The organism is Moraxella sp. FZLJ2109 (assembly GCF_024296965.1).
Taxonomy (GTDB): domain Bacteria; phylum Pseudomonadota; class Gammaproteobacteria; order Pseudomonadales; family Moraxellaceae; genus Moraxella.
Genome location: NZ_CP101112.1, coordinates 392,955 through 409,592, shown reverse-complemented (window position 1 = coordinate 409,592; position 16,638 = coordinate 392,955). Strand labels below are relative to the sequence as shown.

Genomic DNA, 16,638 nt, shown 5'->3' with positions numbered 1-16,638 from the left:
AGAATAATGAGCGTTATTATAGCAAAAGTTCCATGCATGATTGGCAAAATTTCGCCGTGCTTTTTGCATAAAAAAGCCCGCCGATACAGGCAGGCTTTGGGTGGTGCGGCTGATGATTATGGATTGATCGTCCAATATTTGGCGCGCCACAGATCTAGCGGATCGCTGTTGGAATAATTACCGACGCGTGATTTGACCAAGCGCACATTGGCATAATAAAACACATCGATGTGTGCATGGTCCTTATCCAAGATCGCTTCGGCTTGTTCGTACAGCTTATTGCGATCAGCGTCACTGAGACCTGCGCGCAAGGTCTGGTTCATCAGCGCGTCATATTCAGCCGAATGATAGCGCGCCCAGTTGTTGGTGTTGTTTGATTTTAATAAGTTTAGGAAAGTCGATGCTTCATTATAATCACCGCACCAACGCGCGCGTGCCATTTGATAATTGCCATTACTGCGGCTGTCAAGATAGCTTTTCCATTCTTGGTTTGTTAAGTTTACATCAATAAAGCCAATCGCTTGTTTCCATAGGCTTGTAGCGGCTAGGGCGATTTTCTTGTGGCTTTCGTTGGTGTCGTAGAGTAGGTCGAACTTCAGTGGATTTTGTTCATTATAGCCTGCTTCATTAAGCAGCTCTTTGGCTTTGGCGATACGCTGATCCATGCTCCACGCTTGCCATTCTGGGGTGAAATTGACACTGCCTTTGATGGCAGCTGGGGTGAATTGATAAGCGGCGATTTGCCCTTGACCCATCACCTTATCTGCGATCTGCTCACGATCTAGTGTCAAAGCCAGTGCTGTCCGCACACGCAGATCATCGAACGGTGGCTTTTGGTTATTTAAGTCAAAATAATAAGTGCACAGCGCAGGCGCGGTTTTTAGCTCATTGCCATAGTCGGCTTTGAGCTTATCAAACTGCTCAGATGGCAGCTCGCTTGCAGTGATGTCGATCTCGCCTGCTTGATAGCGCAGCACATCGGCGGTAGCTTGGTGGATTGGCAGCAGCGTTAGGCTCTCAATTTGTACCGCATTGGCATCATAGTAGCTTGGGTTTTTGGTCAGTACGATTTTTTCGTTCACCACTCATTGACTTGGCTTGTACGCGCCATTGACGACGATATTGGCAGGATCTGTCCATTTTTCGCCGAATTTTTCGACACTGGCGCGATGCACGGGCAGCACCGACCAGTGCGTCATCATATCAACAAAATACGGCACGGGTTCAGATAAAGTGATCTCTAGCATCTTGGCATCGATGGCTTTGATACCAAGTGTGTCAGGGCTTGCATTGCCATTAATGATCGCTTGGGCGTTCAGCACCTTGGCATCATCTAGGTAGCTTCTTGCATAATCCGACCCTGTGGCAGGATCGACCAGTCGGCGAAAGCTATAGACGAAATCATCGGCAGTCACCGCATCGCCATTGGACCAGTTGGCATCGCGCAGCTTAAAAGTCCAGACCTTATTATCAGGTGATGACCATTCGGCTGCGATGGCAGGAATGAGCTTGCCGTCATTGTTGGTACTGACTAGACCTTCGGCGAACTGGCGGATGATGTTGCCTTCTTGCACGCCTTTGGCAAGCTATGGATCGAGTGTCTCAGGCTCACTGGCATTATTGATGGTGATGCCTGTTGGATTGGTTTGGGCTGTGCTATTTTTTTTGGGCGTATTGTCCGATGAACACGCGCTCAGCGCTAGGGCTAAGCTTGTCATCAATAGCATCGGTTTGGTTATGGGTGATCCTTTTTTGATAATTATTTAATAAATTTATACAATCAATCTGCGCGAATACTTAGGTTTTTGACTTGCCAATTCCCCAAGGGATCATGGATGGGAAAGCCTTGTACATAAGATTTCACCAAGCGCGGCGCGGTATAATGATACACAAAAATCGTCGCTGTATCGTGATCCAGTTGTGCTTCGGCTTGACGGTACAATTCAGCGCGCGCCTTAGTGTCTATGGTATTGCCAAGTGTGCTGTTCATGATGTTATCAAAGGCAGCACTGCTGTATTTGCCATAGTTGTTGCTGTTATCAGATTTAAAGGTGTTCAAAAATGACGATGCTTCATTATAATCAGCGCACCAACCGCCACGCGCCATTTGATAATTCTGCTTACGGCGAGTTTCTAGGTAGGTTTTCCATTCTTGATTATTAAGATTAACTTCTACAAATCCCAGATTTTCTTTCCATAGTGCCGCTGCTGCCACCGCCAGAGTTTTGTGCTGTTCATTGGTATTATAAAGCAGCTCAAACTTCAGCGGATGCCCCTTACTATAGCCTGCCTGAGCAAGCAGTCGCTTGGCTTCGGCGATGCGTTCATCCTTGCTCATCGCTTTCCATGTAGGCTCAAACGGCGTGATGCCGCCGATGGTCGTCGGTGAGAATTGATACGCAGGCGTTTGCCCTTGTTTTAGAATGCTGTCAGTGATGATCTCACGATCTAATGTCAAGGCCAGTGCCTTTCGCACATCGGTATTATCAAACGGTGGCTTGGTATGATTGAACTCATAATAATAAGTGCATAGCTTGGGCGGTTCGACGACTTCAGCGCCCAGATCTTGTTTGAGCTTGGCATATTGCTCAGGTGGTAAGCCTTCATTGCTGATGTCAATCTCGCCTGCGCGATAACGCTGTACATCGGTGGATGCTTGGGGAATTGCCAAAAAAGTCACCTTATCGATGGCGACATTTTGGGTATCAAAATAAATCGGATTACGCTCAAGCACGATGCGCTCATTGACCTGCCAAGCGCTCAGACGATACGCGCCATTACCCACGAAATGCTCAGGCGTCGTCCATTTATCGCCGAATGTCTCGATGGTTTTTTGGTGCACGGGCAGGGTGGCGGTGTGGATCAGCATATCGACGAAATACGGCACGGGCTCAGATAAGCTGATCTGTAGCGTTCGATTATCGATGGCGGTGATGCCAAGGCTCTCAGGGCTTGCCGTGCCGTCCATGATGGCTTGGGCGTTGATGACTTTGGCATCGACAAGGTAGCTGGCATAAGGTGATGCGGTTGCAGGGTCGGTCAAGCGGCGAAAACTATAGACGAAATCGTGTGCCGTCACTGCATCGCCATTGGACCATTTGGCATCATCGTTTAGGGTGAAAGTCCATACCTTGTTATCCGTCGTTGTCCAACTCGTCGCCATGCCGCCGATGGTGTTGCCTTGATCATCGGTACTGACCAGACCAACGAGCAACTGACGCAAAATATTCGACTCAGGCACGCCTGATACCTTGTGCGGATCAAGCGATTCAGGCTCAGCGCCGTTGTTGATGATGAGTGCTTTTGGGTCGGTGGGCTTGCTGTGCACGGCGGCAGGCGCGTCGGTTTGGCTTGTGCCACAGGCGCTCAGCGTACACAGACCCAACACACCCAACAGGCGCAGTGATAGCGATGATGGTTTCATAACTCAGTCCTTTTTTGGTGGCAAATTCGGTGAAATTTGACACAATGTTCTTACACAATCTTGGCGCTTATCTTGGCAAAATGTTACAACCTTGTCAATGCCAATAACAAAAAGATGTGCCAAAGACACATCGGCGCACCAATTTTCTAGTACAATTTCGGGATATGTTCATGATTGATTGATGATGGGTTTGATGGTAAATTGACAATATTTAAACCTTACCCAAAACACCCTAAACCGAACTTAAGCAAAGCCGCCCAAGTATATGAAAATCACCAAACTTCCAACTACTCACACGAAAACTTCTAGCCGCTTAACTGCCAGCCGCTTAACCGCGCGATCGCTGACGATCGCTCTGGGCTTGTCACTGATGACGACGGCGAGTGTGGCAGCGACAGCACCGACGGCATTTAGCTTGCCGAGCATGACCGCAGGTGCAAATTTTTATGACACTTATCGCAATGAGCAGATCGCTGCGTGGTCGCTGCGGCAGATTTATGATGATTTGCCACTTGTCGAAGATCCGTGGGCGAATCAAGTATTGGTGCAGCTATCGGCAGAGCTGAATGCTAAAGTGCGCACGCAGCAGCTGTATGCCACACCGCTGATCGTCGATAACAGCATGAATGCCTTTGCTGTACCAGGTGGTCTGATCGGGATGAATACGGGGACGATTTTGGCGGCGCAAGGGCTTGATGAAGTGGCAAGTGTGCTGGCGCACGAGATTGCACACATCAGTCAGCGGCATTATGAATCGCGGATGGAGAATAACAAAAAGCTGATGGCGCTACAGCTTGGTGGTTTGATCGCGGCGATCGCGGCATCGGCGGCAGGTGGTGATGCGGCGCTACTTGCGATGGCGGGTGGCCAGACGGCGACAGCAGAGTCGGCAGCGACGCACAGCCGTGAGAATGAGAAAGAAGCAGATCGCGTGGGTATGCAGATTTTGGTGCAGTCGGGCTATGATGCTCATGCCATGCCGAGATTTTTCAGCCGTTTGCAGCGACAACTGAATATCAATCAAGCCAAAAATGCCTTTATGCCAAGCTTCATGCAGTCGCATCCATTCACCGCCGAGCGCATGAGTGAAGCGTCTGCACGCGCGGCAAGCTATGCCAAGCCTGTGATGACTGCCAAGCATGAACAAGCCAAGCTGTTCGATCGCTGGTCGTGGCGCATCAAATATTTGACCAAGCAGGCGACTTATGCAGAGCTTGTCGCCAATGCGCCACAAAGTGAAGGTGCGCGCTTAGCACTGGCATCATGGCTGGCTGATGCACAGCGTCACCGTGAAGCGACGCAGGTGCTGGAAGTAGGGCGATTTGACGCTGCTGATGTACTGGTATGTATCACCAAATCGCATTTGGTATTTGCCCAAAAGCAGTATGATCAAGCCATTGAGATGATTAAGCCGTGCCAAGCGATTTATCCAGAACGCCGTGATTTGCGCTTGATTTTGGCAAAGTATCATATCCATGCAGGTGATGGGCAAGCGGCAAATGCACTTCTCTCACCATTAACTTTCGATGGCTCACATGACTTATCCGCGTGGCAGCTGTCTGCCCAAGCTTATGAGCTGATGGCGCGCACTGCCACTAGTGATCATGCTACCACTATCGCTACCATCAATGCACTGCGTGCGCGTAGCCAAGTGGAGCTGTGGCGCGGGCAATATCAAGGGGCGCTGCAGTCATTGGCGCAGGCTGATGAGTTGGCGGCAGGTAGTGATCGCACTAAGCTCATGCGCGCGATGCTTGCCAAGGATAAAGATGCGGTGATCAGCGCAAGGGATTTTCGACCTTAAGCGGCGATGATGTTTGATAAACTGCTTGATTTCAGGTCTGATAAAGGGTGTATACAATACCCCTATAATTCGGCTCATTGTACAAATAATGTATTAGAGATACAGTCGCCATAGGGTGCGTTATACGCACCAATGTACCAAAGCTGCCTGATTTTTATAATAAAATTTTCAAAATTATGTGTAAATAACCATGCTTAAAGTTGTGGCTTGACTATCTGACAAGCCACAACTTACCCAAATTATTTACGCCGACAGCGCCTTTTTCACCAAGCCTGAGATCACTGCAGGATCAGCTTGACCGACGGTTTTTTCTTTGACGGCATTCATCACTTTGCCCATGTCTTTCATGCCAGCTGCGCCAGTTTCTGCGATGGTAGCAGCGATGATAGTGTTAAGCTCATCTTCACCTAATTGTGCCGGTAGAAACTGCTCAATGACATTGATCTCAAACTGCTCTTTTTCGGCAAGATCTTCACGACCATTGGCTTGATAGATGGTTAGAGATTCTTGGCGTTGTTTGATTTGTTTTTGTAGCTGTTCAAGTACGGCTTTATCATCAAGCTCTACTTGAGAATCGATTTCGATTTTTTTGATGGCTGCTTGCACATTGCGCAGCACCTTGACCGTATCCATTTCACGGGCTTTCATTGCAGTTTTAACGGCATCGGTCATGGTTTGTTTTAAGCTCATGGCATACTCCTATTTGATTGTTTGATTTTTTATTTAAACTACTTAATCTTTTGTGGTATATATCTGCATCTTTGCCAAGATTGGTGGTATTATTCATGCTTTTTGTAATTCAAGCAGGCGATCATAGACCGCTGATTTTTTTAGCCCCAAGACATCAGCGACGATGGCAGCTGCTTTTTTTGGTGGCAAATCTTGAGCAATTCTTGATAACCACGCATCATAATCCTCTGGGGTTTGTGCATCATTATCTTTACCTGCGACAACAAGCACGATCTCGCCTTTTTGCTGATTGCCATCATTTTTGACAAAGTCAAGTAGCTCGCCCAGTGGCAGTTTTTTAATCGTCTCAAAAGTCTTGGTCAGCTCACGGCATAGCGCCGCTTCACGATCGGTACCAAATACCGCCACCATGTCCGTTAAGCTCTCATTGATGCGATGCGGCGCTTCATAAAAAATCAAAGTCTCAGCGCGATTCGCCCATTCATCAAGCGTCTTAATCCGTCCATGTGTCCTGGCAGGTAAAAAGCCAATAAAGCTAAACTTATCCGATGGCAAGCCTGCCGCCGATAACGCTGCAATCATCGCGCACGCCCCGACAATCGGCACGACGGTCAAGTCCGCTTCGTGCGCCGCCTTGACCAAGCGAAATCCAGGGTCAGAGACAAGTGGCGTGCCTGCATCGCTGATCAAAGCGACCGATTCACCGCGTTGTAGTCGCTCGATGATTTTGGTGGTTTGGCTGTCGGCATTATGCTCATGATAGGCGATGGTCGGTGTAGTGATGTTAAAATAATTTAATAATTTACCTGAAGTGCGTGTATCTTCACAAGCGATCACGGTGACGGATTTGAGCGTCGCGATGGCGCGCTCAGTGATGTCAGACAGATTGCCGATCGGGGTAGCGACGATGTACAAAGTGCCATTATTCATGGGATTCACCTTGCTGATCGTTGGTGGTATCAGTGGTATTTATAGCGTTAAGTTTATCGCTTTCTTCAGATTTGCTTTGTGCATCTTTGGCGATATTATTTAATTCATCTAAATGTAGCCATTCGCCAAGTACCGCTCCAAGTTCATCTAGACCTTCTTTTTTAAGCGCAGAAAACAGCTGAATGCTAAATGGCAAACCCAATGCTTGTAGTTGTTTTTTGGTGGCAAGTAGGGCGGTTTTTTGCGCGCCGCGTTTAAGCTTATCTGCCTTAGTCAGTAGCACATGCACAGGCAGACCGCCATCTTTTGCCCAGTGCAGCATCTGCTCGTCAAAATACTTAAGCGGATGGCGAATGTCGGTCATCAGTACCAAGCCCACCAAGGATTTGCGCGACACCAGATATTCTTCCAGCTCTTTTTGCCATTTGATTTTCATGCTCTCAGGCACGGCAGCATAGCCATACCCTGGTAAATCGACGATGCGCGCGTCTTCATGCCCGACGGTGAAAAAGTTGATCATCTGCGTGCGCCCTGGGGTTTTGGATGAGCGGGCGAGCTGTTTTTGTTGGGTGATGGTGTTGATCGCTGATGATTTGCCTGCGTTTGAACGCCCAGCGAATGCCACTTCAAACCCTGAATCTGCAGGACAAAGCTTAAAAGTCGGTGCCGACATCAAAAAACTGGTTTGGCGAATTTGCTTGAGATACGCTGCGCTCATAAGGATTTCACAAAATAAAAAATTCACTTAAGTTTATCATGATTTGCCCCAATCTGAAAATGTAAAAGTACCAAACTGTTCAACATTTGTACAAATCGCTTAACTTTACTCAATAATACTTGTAATTATTCGAAAAAAGCCCATAATAAAGACATTGGCTGTGCTAACAGCCGTCATTACTTGTGAGAAAGTTTATGAAATTACGACAGATGATCGGTGCAATTGCACTTGTTGGTTTGAGTGTACTTGGCATGGTATCACACGCGGATACTGCGGACACTTACCAAAAAAGCTGCGCGGCGTGCCATGATTCAGGCAATCTAAACGCCCCAAAAACAGGTGATACCGCCACTTGGCAAAAGCTAAAATCTCAAAAAGGCATGGATGGACTTGTCAAATCCACGCGCCAAGGTATGCCACAGATGCCTGCGATGGGGCTGTGCAAGGCTTGTAGCGATGAAGATTTTAAGCAATTGATCGAGTATATGAGCAAATAATTTTCAAGCTTGCTGAGTGGCTTATTTGGCGATAACACTTGGCATAATATCGCTTGTCAAGACTGCCAATATTGCTAAAATCAGCAGGGATTGCTGTGATGTATCAGTGCGGCTTGATGATAAGCCGTGATGATAAATGATTGATTTATTTATAAAAATTGATAAAATTACTGCTTGGATGGTGTGTTTGGCGAAAATTTTTTAAAAAAATGTTACCAAAACCACAATTTTTGTAGGAAAATTTAGCCAAATCTTGCTATAATAGCCCAAGTTTTAGGAATAATGCCTTGTTAGCGGTCTAGCATATAGACGGTGTACTGAATATTGGATAGGATTTCAGTCGCGCTACACGAACCAAGATTTAGCCAAGTTAGTAGGAAATTGTTATGAAACCTGCACAAAAAGCAACACTAGCCAAATTTGCCCTAGCTCTGGGTGTTGGTCTGACTGGTTTGTCAGCCAATGCTGTTTCTTATCCTGTGCCTGCTTATGATATCGAAGCGGGTAAAGCGATCGTGGATGTCAACTGTGCCGCGTGTCATGGCGCAAATGGCGTGAGCGTTGCACCAGCGCAGCCAAACCTAGCCGGTCAAAATATCAAATATCTGTACAAGCAATTGGTAGATTTCAAAAATAAAGCACGCCGTAATGGTGTGATGGAAGCTCAGCTGGTGGGTCTAACTCAGCAAGATCTTGCCAATGTCGCAGGCTACTATGCCAACCAAGCACCATGGACACCAAGCTATGGTAATAAAGCCACTGTCGCTGCAGCGACCAAGCTATACCTAGGTGGCGATAAGACGCGTGGCGTGATTCCTTGTGCAGGCTGTCATGATCCAAAAGGTGCAGGCAATGCTTATGCAGCATTCCCACGCCTAGGCGGTCAGCACGCGACTTACCTAGCGACTCAGCTAAAACTATTCCGTGCTGCAGGTCGTGAAGATGATGTGGCGACCGATATGGAAGTGCGTACCAATGACGCTGCCAAAAAAGGCGAAAAAGGCATGATGCAGATGGTTGCATCGCGTCTGTCAGATCGCGACATCAAGATCCTATCAGAATACCTAGCAGCGGTACACTGATTCGTGATTTTCCCAAAAAAGCCCTTTACTGGGCTTTTTTTGTTGCTGATACGCGCAGACAGCATTTACTGCATTTTATGATAAATATGCTAAAATAGTACGACATTTTCGATAGGATATTCCTATGTTACATCGTTATACGGTATTTTTTGTGGCGAGCAGTTTGCCACTGTTATTTGCCAGTCAAGTAGCACCGAATATGGCGCGTGAGCTGGATTTTTGGTTGCTGTGGTTTGTGGCGATGGTGCTGGTTGGTCTGCCTGTGCTGTTCGCTGAATTTGCACTGTCGGCGCGTTCGGCAGCGACACCCTGGCAGGGAATGCAGAAGCTTACGCGTGAAGCGGATGCAAGCCTTGTGTGGCGTATCTTTGCTGTACTGTCGGTATTGGTGGCGATTTTGATCGCATCAAGCATCAGTGCGCGCATTGCGGTAGGTGCGGTATCGCAGTTTCCTGATGTGTTTCGTACGGTGAATGTGCCGACGCTTGGTCTTGCGGCAGGTGTGTCGGTGATTGCGCTGATTTTAAGTTTATTAAAAGCGCGCCTATTGCCTGTGGGGATGCTATTGATCTTAGCAGGTTCAGTGGCGGCACTGTTTGACAGCTCCGTGAGCGTGCCTGTGCTGACCGCGCCAAGCTTGGGCGAATGGGCACAGGCAGTGGTGCTTGCGCTACTGTGCGTGGGTGTTGGCAGTGGTTTGTACTGGTTTGGTGGTGTCAGCATCGCACCAAGTTTGATGCAGGTTAAGAAATCATTAACAGGCTATATTTTACCGATTTGGCTGACGCAGCTGATTTTTGGTGCGTTTGCTTTGCTAGCAGGTAATGCATTGGTAGGACAGTTATCCTTTGTGATGACCAGTCTTGGCATGCTTTTGATCGCTGCCTTTTTACTGTATTATGCTGGTATGCAGCTGATGGCGCGCTTTGGTATGATTATCGGTGCGGCGGTGACATTGGTTTTGTGCATGGTGCTGAGTATTGTGCCTGTGCAGGCGCTGTTGATGGCACTGATCGTGCTGAGTTTGGTTGCGGTATTGTCATTGGCGATTTTCTCAGGATTTGTGATGAAAATCAGTCACTTGCGTAAGACCTTGAACTTCGGCTCAGAGCTTCGCTATAACCTATGGCGCGTATTGGTGCGCATCATTGTGCCGATCGCGATTATTGTGGCATTTGTTGGCTTGGTGATGCAGTGGCTGATATGATAGACATTGCGATCGCTTATGTCGATGAGCAGGGGCAGCAGCATTATCAAGAGCTGAGCGTCCCTGCAGGCACAACCATCATCAACGCCCTGCGCTCAAGTGGCGTGCTGAATTTGCCGAATTTGGCGAAGTTTACCACTTGGTGCGATGAACATCTGTCATGCGACACCAATCACAAGGCGTGGTATGTCGGTATCTATAGCCAAAAAGTGCGTTTAGATACTGTACTCAATGCTGGCGATCGCATTGAGATTTATCGACCTTTAACCATCGATCCGATGGCTAAGCGTAAATCCAAATCAAAAGTGAAATTAAAAAAGCTCGGCTATCGACCGTTGTGATTTTTATAATTTTGCAAAATCTACACATAAAAACGCCCAAAACTCATTGCTTTGGGCGTTTGGTTTATGATGATTGATGATTGTTCAAAATCATCACAAGTCAATCAATGACGCGTTTCAGGTAGGCTGCCTGTGCCTTCGATGCGCGCGACGCGACCTTGATTGTCAAAATAAATGCTCATGTACTGCGTGGCATTTTTGACATTTTTTTGTTTTTTGCGCTTGCCGTCCGTGCCTGCGGTGTAGTCATAGATATAGTCCCAGCGGTTCGGTGCTAGGGTGTCGCGCATGGCAGGCGAGCCAAGCAAGTACAGCACTTGGTTTTGGTTCATGCCGACTTGTACGCGTGATGCCTGCTCTTGGCTTAATGGCGTGCCTTGCGGTAAATCGATGGTATAAACGCGAAAAATATTACAGCCTGTCAGCGTCAATGCCGACACCAGGCCAATGCTGGCGATTTTTAAGATGGTTGCTTGTTTCATCATCACTCCCAAGGGTGAGTAGTTCAAAGTCAATAAAATACAATTGCGACCATATTAAACACAACTTGGCGATTATGCAAGTAAAATCGTGAAAACAGCGCGCGCCAGTTACATTTTGAAAAAACTGCTCAATGATTTGGTAAAACTTATCGTGATGTTTTGTGAAGTTGCTTGGATTTATAGGTGCATTGGCGTGATTTTTGTGGTAAATTATCGCTTATCTATCATTATTGAATTTTGTAGAATTTTTAAGGGCAAACCATGGCATTCACCAACAAAGATTTGCGCAAAGCAGGTTTAAAAGTTACTTTACCACGCATTAAAATTCTTGAGCTTTTAGAAAATGCAGAACATCATCACATGAGTGCTGAAGATGTTTATCGCGCTTTGGCTGAGCAGGGTGAGGATGTGGGTTTGGCGACGGTGTATCGCGTGCTGACGCAGTTTGAGCAGGCGGGTATCGTTGAGCGTCATAATTTTGAGAATAACTTATCGGTGTTTGAGATTGTCCAAGATGAGCACCATGACCATTTGGTGTGTGATGTCTGTGGCAAGATTGTTGAGTTTCATAACGAAATCATCGAACAAGAGCAGTTTAAAGTCGCTGAAGAACATGGCTTTAAGCTGTCGGGGCATTCATTGGTGCTGTATGGCGTGTGCGACAGTAGTGAGTGCCAAAAGACAGCCGAAAGCTGATTGATGATTAAAAAAGGTTTGATGAATCTCAAACCTTTTTTGTTGATGTCTTTATCGATGTGTGAATCAAAACACCATCTCTTTTGCGGCTAAATTCGCCGTCTCTTTACTGATTTTGCCTTGTTTGACCAGTGATAATAGCGACTGATCAAGGCTTGTCATACCGTGTGCTTGCCCTGTTTGGATCACTGATGGCAGCTGCGCAAGCTTATTTTCGCGGATTAAATTCGCTACCGCAGGCGTATGCTGCAAAATCTCTAATGCTGCCACGCGTCCACCACCTGTCTTTGGCAGCAGCCGCTGTGCGATGATCGCGGTAAGCGAGTCGGCAAGCATGGTGCGAATCATATTTTTCTCATGCGAATCAAACACATCGATGATGCGATCAATGCTCTTGGCGGCATTGATAGTGTGTAGCGTCGCCAGTACCAAATGCCCAGTCTCAGCAGCGGTGAGTGCAAGGCGAATGCTCTCAAGGTCGCGAAGTTCACCGACCAAAATCACATCAGGATCTTCACGCAGTGCTGAGCGCAGCGCATGGCTAAAGCTGTGCGTATCCTTGCCGACTTGTCGCTGACTGATGAGAGATTTATCACTCGGGTGTAGATATTCAATCGGGTCTTCGATGGTGAGAATGTGTGCAGCTTGTGTGCGATTGATGGCATTGACCATGGCGGCAAGCGTGGTGGATTTGCCCGAGCCTGTGCTGCCTGTGACCAGTACAAGCCCTGATTTGGCGTAGCTGATATGCTCAAGAATCTGACAAATTTCATCATCAAATAGGCTATGTAGACTTGGTACAGTACTTGCAATGGTGCGAAATACCGCCGCTGCACCATGCGTCTGAAAAAAGGCATTGACACGAAAGCGCGCCACGCCCGTCACTTCGATGACAAAATCACATTCAAGCTCATTTTGCCAAGTCTGGTACTGCGCATCACTCATCACCGAGCGCAACAGATCGCTCACCATCTGATGATCGGGCGTAGGCAGGGCAACAGGCGTAAGCACGCCATCGATACGCATAAAGACATTGCCGGTGGATAAGTGCAAATCAGACGCGCCTTGGGCATGGGCGAAAGTGAGTAAGTTGGTTAGGTTAAGCATAAAATCTGCCAAAAATCTTTAAAAATGCTTATTAAAGCAAATTTGCCAAGTCATCGCAAGCGCAGGCTGATTTGTGCTACAATAATTGGCATAAATTTGAACCAGATTTTTGACCATCTCGCCCAATCAAGGTATCCTATGCACCAAAATATCGATAATAATCAACTGCTTGCCAATTTTCACGCTGTCAAATCTGCTCTACAAGCTGCCAATGATGCAGCACATCGCAGCCATCCGTGTGGCTTGCTTGCGGTGTCCAAGACCAAGCCTGCGGCGATGATTCGCGCTTTGGTGCAGGCAGGGCAGGTGGATTTTGGGGAAAATTATCTGCAAGAAGCGATGGCGAAGATGGATGAGCTGAATGATTTGCCGATCGTCTGGCATTATATCGGCAGCATTCAGCGCAATAAGACGCGTGATATTGCCAAGCATTTTGACTGGGTGCATACCGTCTCGCGCGAAGTGATCGCCACGCGTCTGAACGAGCAGCGCGCAGGTTTGCCACCATTAAATGTCCTAATCCAAGTCAATATCGACGACGAAGACAGCAAATCGGGCTGCACGCCCGATGAAGTGCCTGCCCTGATTGCTTGTATTCAAGCGTGCGAAAATCTGAGCTTGCGTGGCTTGATGGTCATTCCAAGTAAAGATGGTAGTGATGCATTTGTACGCACAAAAGCATTGTTCGATGAGATGGCAGAGCGGTTTGAACTTGCCGCATGGGATAGTATCAGTATGGGCATGAGTGGTGATATGGCAGATGCGGTGGCGCATGGCTCAACGATGGTGCGCGTGGGAACGGCGATTTTTGGTGAGCGAGATTATAGTCAGTGATTGGCACCATTAAAATATCGCTGATTTTTGCACCGTTGCCACTTTAGAAGTATTGCTTAATCGATTGCCATGATTTACAGTAAAATTTACCGTTTATCCATGATAACTTGATTAATATTTGACTGATAAATTATTAATTTGTCTTAAAATTATCCATAGATGTATGTGATACATCCCAAAATCTCATTAAAAATCATAAAGTTATAAAAAATACTCTATTTTTGGGATAAGTGGATGATTGTCAAGCAAATTTATTATAACAACCAAATCCTAAGGTGATTGCCATGTTGATTAATATCGCCAAACCACAAAAATCCCCGCATCCGCTGCTGAATCTTGGCTTTCGTGTGTTTTTCCTAAGCTCGGCGGTGTTTGCCATCATTACCATGCTGCTGTGGCATTATGCGCTGATTGTCTCGCCGAGCGTGATGCTTAAAGATTTTGGCATATCGCTGTTTTATTGGCATGGGCATGAGATGGTGTTTGGCTATGCGCTGGCGGTGATTGCTGGGTTTTTGCTGACGGCGGTGAAGGCATGGACCAGCGTGCCGATGCCTGTGGGCTGGAAGCTGTTTGGCATTTATCTGCCGTGGCTTGTGGCGCGCGTGTTGTTCGCAGCCGCATTATTCATTGCTGATGATGTTGTCAAAGGTGTGCTGTTGATCGCGCTGATGGCAGATGTGATTTTTTGGGCATTGGTGACGGCGGTGGTGACGCGTGCGGTGTGGCTTGTGCGCCAAAAACGCCAAGCGGGTATCGTTGCCAAGCTTGTGCTGCTGCTCTTATGTCAGTTGGGATTTTTGCTTGCCAGTAGTGTTGGGTATACGGGCGGTCAGTGGCTGTCGCTGTATGTTGCGCTGTTTTTGGTGATTGGTGTGGTGCTGACGATTGGTCGGCGTGTGCTACCATTTTTTATCGAAAAAGGCGTCACCGTCGGTAAAGACCGTAAGCCCACAGGCGAGCAGGTGAGTCTGCCGAATGCCGCGTGGCGTGATCGTATGAGCCTTGTGAGCTTTGTGGTGTTTGTCATCGGGTTTTTGGCAGATGTGCCGTGGCTGCTATCACTTGGGGCGGCGGTGTGTGCATTTATCAATGCATGGCGATTGATTGGCTGGCACCATCACGGCATTTGGATTAAGCCGCTGTTATGGTCGCTGTATCTGTCGTTTTGGGGCATGGTGGCGGCGTTTGTCATGCTGAGCGTGACGCCGATACTGGATTTGCCGATTAATGCAGGCGTGCATTTGCTTGCTTTGACGGGTATTGGCATGATGACGGTGGCGATGATGGCGCGTGTTAGCCTTGGGCATACAGGTCGCAATATCCATGAGCCGCCGCGCTTGGTTGGCGTGATGTTTGCGCTGATGATTGGCTGTGTGTTGGTGCGCTCGGCGCTGCCGCTGTTTGTTGATGATTATATGGCGTTAATTGCTTATGCGCAGGGCTTGTGGATGATTTGTTTTGTGCTATTTGTCATTGGCTTTGGGCGGATGCTGATGCAGCCGAGAGTTGATGGGGTGATGGGGTAGTGATTTACTTCTAGGGGTTTTAATAAGACTGAGATAGTGATTTGGATATTGGGGCGGTCGGAGGTGTATTGGAATAAGGTGGTTGAAATCTATAGCTTATCATCGGAGATTTGATACCTTGTTAGATTATAATTATGTCATAAATATCAGATGGACTGAATCGAGTGCATTTCATAAGTTTAGACTAAATAGCATATGCCATTGTCCTGTTTGATTATTGAAAATTATCTAATGGGACAATGGCATAATAAATTTAAAGCCGCAGGAATTAATCAGAGCTGGATTTGGTTCTTTTATCCCACCAAGCAAAAGCATTGCCAAGTACAGTACCTGAAATGGAATGCCAAACACAAGCAACCGCAGTGGCAACGGCAGATTCAGCATTGGCAGGGAAAAATTTTGCACTCAGACCTGTAGCAAGACCAGCATTTTGTACACCCACTTCGATGGCAAGCGTACGCTTTTTGGCGGTATTCATTCCCATAAATGCACCAGAAAAATAACCCAGTAAATAGCCACCGATATTATGCAGTGCGATGGCAGCGACCATGACTAAGGCTGATTCAAAAAATCGATGACCATGTACGGCTGCCACACCACCTACGATAGCGGCAAAAGCAAGCACAGCCACACCTGGCATAATATTTCTGACATCAGCGAACCATGATTTGTTTTGTAGAGTGATATTGGCAAATGAGCCGATTAGCACAGGGAATAAGGTGACAATCAGCATAAATTTGAACATACCCCAACCGTCCATAGCGACAGTTTCGCCGACCAAGTATAACATCCATAACGGTGCCATGACGGGTGCCAAAATGGTTGAAGCGGTTGTCATGCCGACAGAAAATGCAACATCACCTTTGGCAAGATAACTCATGATGTTTGAGGATACGCCACCAGGACAACAGCCGACCAGTACCAAACCCAATGTTAAACCATCCGATAGATTTAGCATTTTACTGATACCGATAGCAAGTAGTGGCATGATGGTATACTGCGCGATGGTGCCGACCAAAATATCGAAAGGGCGCTTGGCTAAGATTTGATAATCTTGCTTGCCCAATGTCATTCCCATGCCAAGCATGATTGTCCCTAGAACAAGCATTTGGGCATTGCCTTTTACCCATGAAAAAGTGACAGGCTCGATCATAGCAATGATTGCAGCGGCGATGATCACCAGTGCAGTAAAACGAGTCAGTTGCTGACTGACATTAACCAAAAATGGCATGATGTATAATCCTTCATCGCTGTTTAATTTATCCGTTGTATTATCAGTGAATTTTATGACTGATTC

The 16,638-nt window shown here is 47.2% G+C and carries 16 protein-coding genes and 1 pseudogene; 8 read left to right on the top strand and 9 right to left on the bottom strand.

Annotated elements, in window-relative coordinates:
• Positions 1–116: 116 nt before the first annotated feature.
• From NKU06_RS01895 to NKU06_RS01890, 3 genes and pseudogenes are all read right to left on the bottom strand, one after another.
• A pseudogene (locus NKU06_RS01895) lies at positions 117–1,574 on the bottom strand (ABC transporter substrate-binding protein).
• Between the two features lie 12 nt (positions 1,575–1,586).
• On the bottom strand, positions 1,587–1,718 hold the full coding sequence (locus NKU06_RS11535; RefSeq protein WP_256521281.1) for a hypothetical protein: 132 nt from the start codon (positions 1,716–1,718) through the stop codon (positions 1,587–1,589).
• Between the two features lie 62 nt (positions 1,719–1,780).
• Positions 1,781–3,424: an ABC transporter substrate-binding protein gene (locus tag NKU06_RS01890; RefSeq protein WP_254731924.1), complete on the bottom strand. Its 1,644-nt coding sequence runs from the start codon at positions 3,422–3,424 to the stop codon at positions 1,781–1,783.
• A 265-nt stretch (positions 3,425–3,689) separates the two neighbouring features.
• Here NKU06_RS01890 and NKU06_RS01885 point away from each other — a divergent pair, with 265 nt between their 5' ends.
• Positions 3,690–5,228: a M48 family metalloprotease gene (locus NKU06_RS01885; RefSeq protein ID WP_254731923.1), complete on the top strand. Its 1,539-nt coding sequence runs from the start codon at positions 3,690–3,692 to the stop codon at positions 5,226–5,228.
• 243 nt (positions 5,229–5,471) lie between these two features.
• Here NKU06_RS01885 and NKU06_RS01880 read toward each other — a convergent pair whose 3' ends face one another.
• From NKU06_RS01880 to yihA, 3 genes are all read right to left on the bottom strand, one after another.
• Positions 5,472–5,918, bottom strand: coding sequence for a GatB/YqeY domain-containing protein (locus NKU06_RS01880; RefSeq protein ID WP_253224113.1), 447 nt, complete (start codon positions 5,916–5,918; stop codon positions 5,472–5,474).
• A 93-nt stretch (positions 5,919–6,011) separates the two neighbouring features.
• On the bottom strand, positions 6,012–6,848 hold the full coding sequence (gene rsmI, locus NKU06_RS01875) for a 16S rRNA (cytidine(1402)-2'-O)-methyltransferase (protein ID WP_254731922.1): 837 nt from the start codon (positions 6,846–6,848) through the stop codon (positions 6,012–6,014).
• Positions 6,841–7,566, bottom strand: coding sequence for a ribosome biogenesis GTP-binding protein YihA/YsxC (gene yihA / locus NKU06_RS01870; protein WP_254731921.1), 726 nt, complete (start codon positions 7,564–7,566; stop codon positions 6,841–6,843). Before yihA ends, rsmI begins: the two co-directional genes overlap by 8 nt.
• Before the next feature lie 194 nt (positions 7,567–7,760).
• Here yihA and NKU06_RS01865 point away from each other — a divergent pair, with 194 nt between their 5' ends.
• The 4 genes from NKU06_RS01865 to NKU06_RS01850 all read left to right on the top strand — a co-directional run bounded on the left by NKU06_RS01865 (position 7,761) and on the right by NKU06_RS01850 (position 10,693).
• Entirely contained in the window at positions 7,761–8,063 is a 303-nt protein-coding gene (locus NKU06_RS01865; RefSeq protein WP_254731920.1) for a cytochrome c5 family protein, read from the top strand.
• A gap of 386 nt (positions 8,064–8,449) precedes the next feature.
• Complete coding sequence (locus NKU06_RS01860) at positions 8,450–9,145, top strand: cytochrome c (RefSeq protein ID WP_253224109.1); 696 nt, start codon at positions 8,450–8,452, stop codon at positions 9,143–9,145.
• A gap of 124 nt (positions 9,146–9,269) precedes the next feature.
• Positions 9,270–10,352, top strand: a complete 1,083-nt coding sequence (locus NKU06_RS01855) for a hypothetical protein (RefSeq protein ID WP_254731919.1) — start codon at positions 9,270–9,272, stop codon at positions 10,350–10,352.
• Positions 10,349–10,693: an RnfH family protein gene (locus NKU06_RS01850; protein ID WP_254731918.1), complete on the top strand. Its 345-nt coding sequence runs from the start codon at positions 10,349–10,351 to the stop codon at positions 10,691–10,693. Before NKU06_RS01855 ends, NKU06_RS01850 begins: the two co-directional genes overlap by 4 nt.
• A 104-nt stretch (positions 10,694–10,797) precedes the next feature.
• On the opposite strand, the gene NKU06_RS01845 is transcribed toward NKU06_RS01850, so the two are convergent.
• Positions 10,798–11,175 (bottom strand): outer membrane protein assembly factor BamE, encoded by a 378-nt coding sequence (locus NKU06_RS01845; protein WP_254731917.1) that lies wholly within the window; start codon positions 11,173–11,175, stop codon positions 10,798–10,800.
• A 261-nt stretch (positions 11,176–11,436) separates the two neighbouring features.
• Here NKU06_RS01845 and fur point away from each other — a divergent pair, with 261 nt between their 5' ends.
• Positions 11,437–11,871 carry a ferric iron uptake transcriptional regulator gene (gene fur, locus NKU06_RS01840; RefSeq protein ID WP_253224105.1) on the top strand — a complete coding sequence of 145 codons (435 nt, stop codon included), beginning with the start codon at positions 11,437–11,439 and terminating at the stop codon, positions 11,869–11,871.
• Positions 11,872–11,937: 66 nt separating this feature from the next.
• On the opposite strand, the gene NKU06_RS01835 is transcribed toward fur, so the two are convergent.
• Positions 11,938–12,978, bottom strand: a complete 1,041-nt coding sequence (locus NKU06_RS01835; RefSeq protein WP_254731916.1) for a type IV pilus twitching motility protein PilT — start codon at positions 12,976–12,978, stop codon at positions 11,938–11,940.
• Between the two features lie 138 nt (positions 12,979–13,116).
• Between NKU06_RS01835 and NKU06_RS01830 the strand changes: the two genes are divergently transcribed.
• The gene (locus NKU06_RS01830; protein ID WP_254731915.1) at positions 13,117–13,812 is read left to right on the top strand and encodes a YggS family pyridoxal phosphate-dependent enzyme; all 696 of its coding nucleotides are present in this window, start codon (positions 13,117–13,119) and stop codon (positions 13,810–13,812) included.
• A 284-nt stretch (positions 13,813–14,096) separates the two neighbouring features.
• Positions 14,097–15,341, top strand: a complete 1,245-nt coding sequence (locus tag NKU06_RS01825) for an NnrS family protein (RefSeq protein WP_254731914.1) — start codon at positions 14,097–14,099, stop codon at positions 15,339–15,341.
• 268 nt (positions 15,342–15,609) lie between these two features.
• Here NKU06_RS01825 and NKU06_RS01820 read toward each other — a convergent pair whose 3' ends face one another.
• On the bottom strand, positions 15,610–16,572 hold the full coding sequence (locus NKU06_RS01820) for a bile acid:sodium symporter family protein (protein WP_254731912.1): 963 nt from the start codon (positions 16,570–16,572) through the stop codon (positions 15,610–15,612).
• Positions 16,573–16,638: the final 66 nt, after the last annotated feature.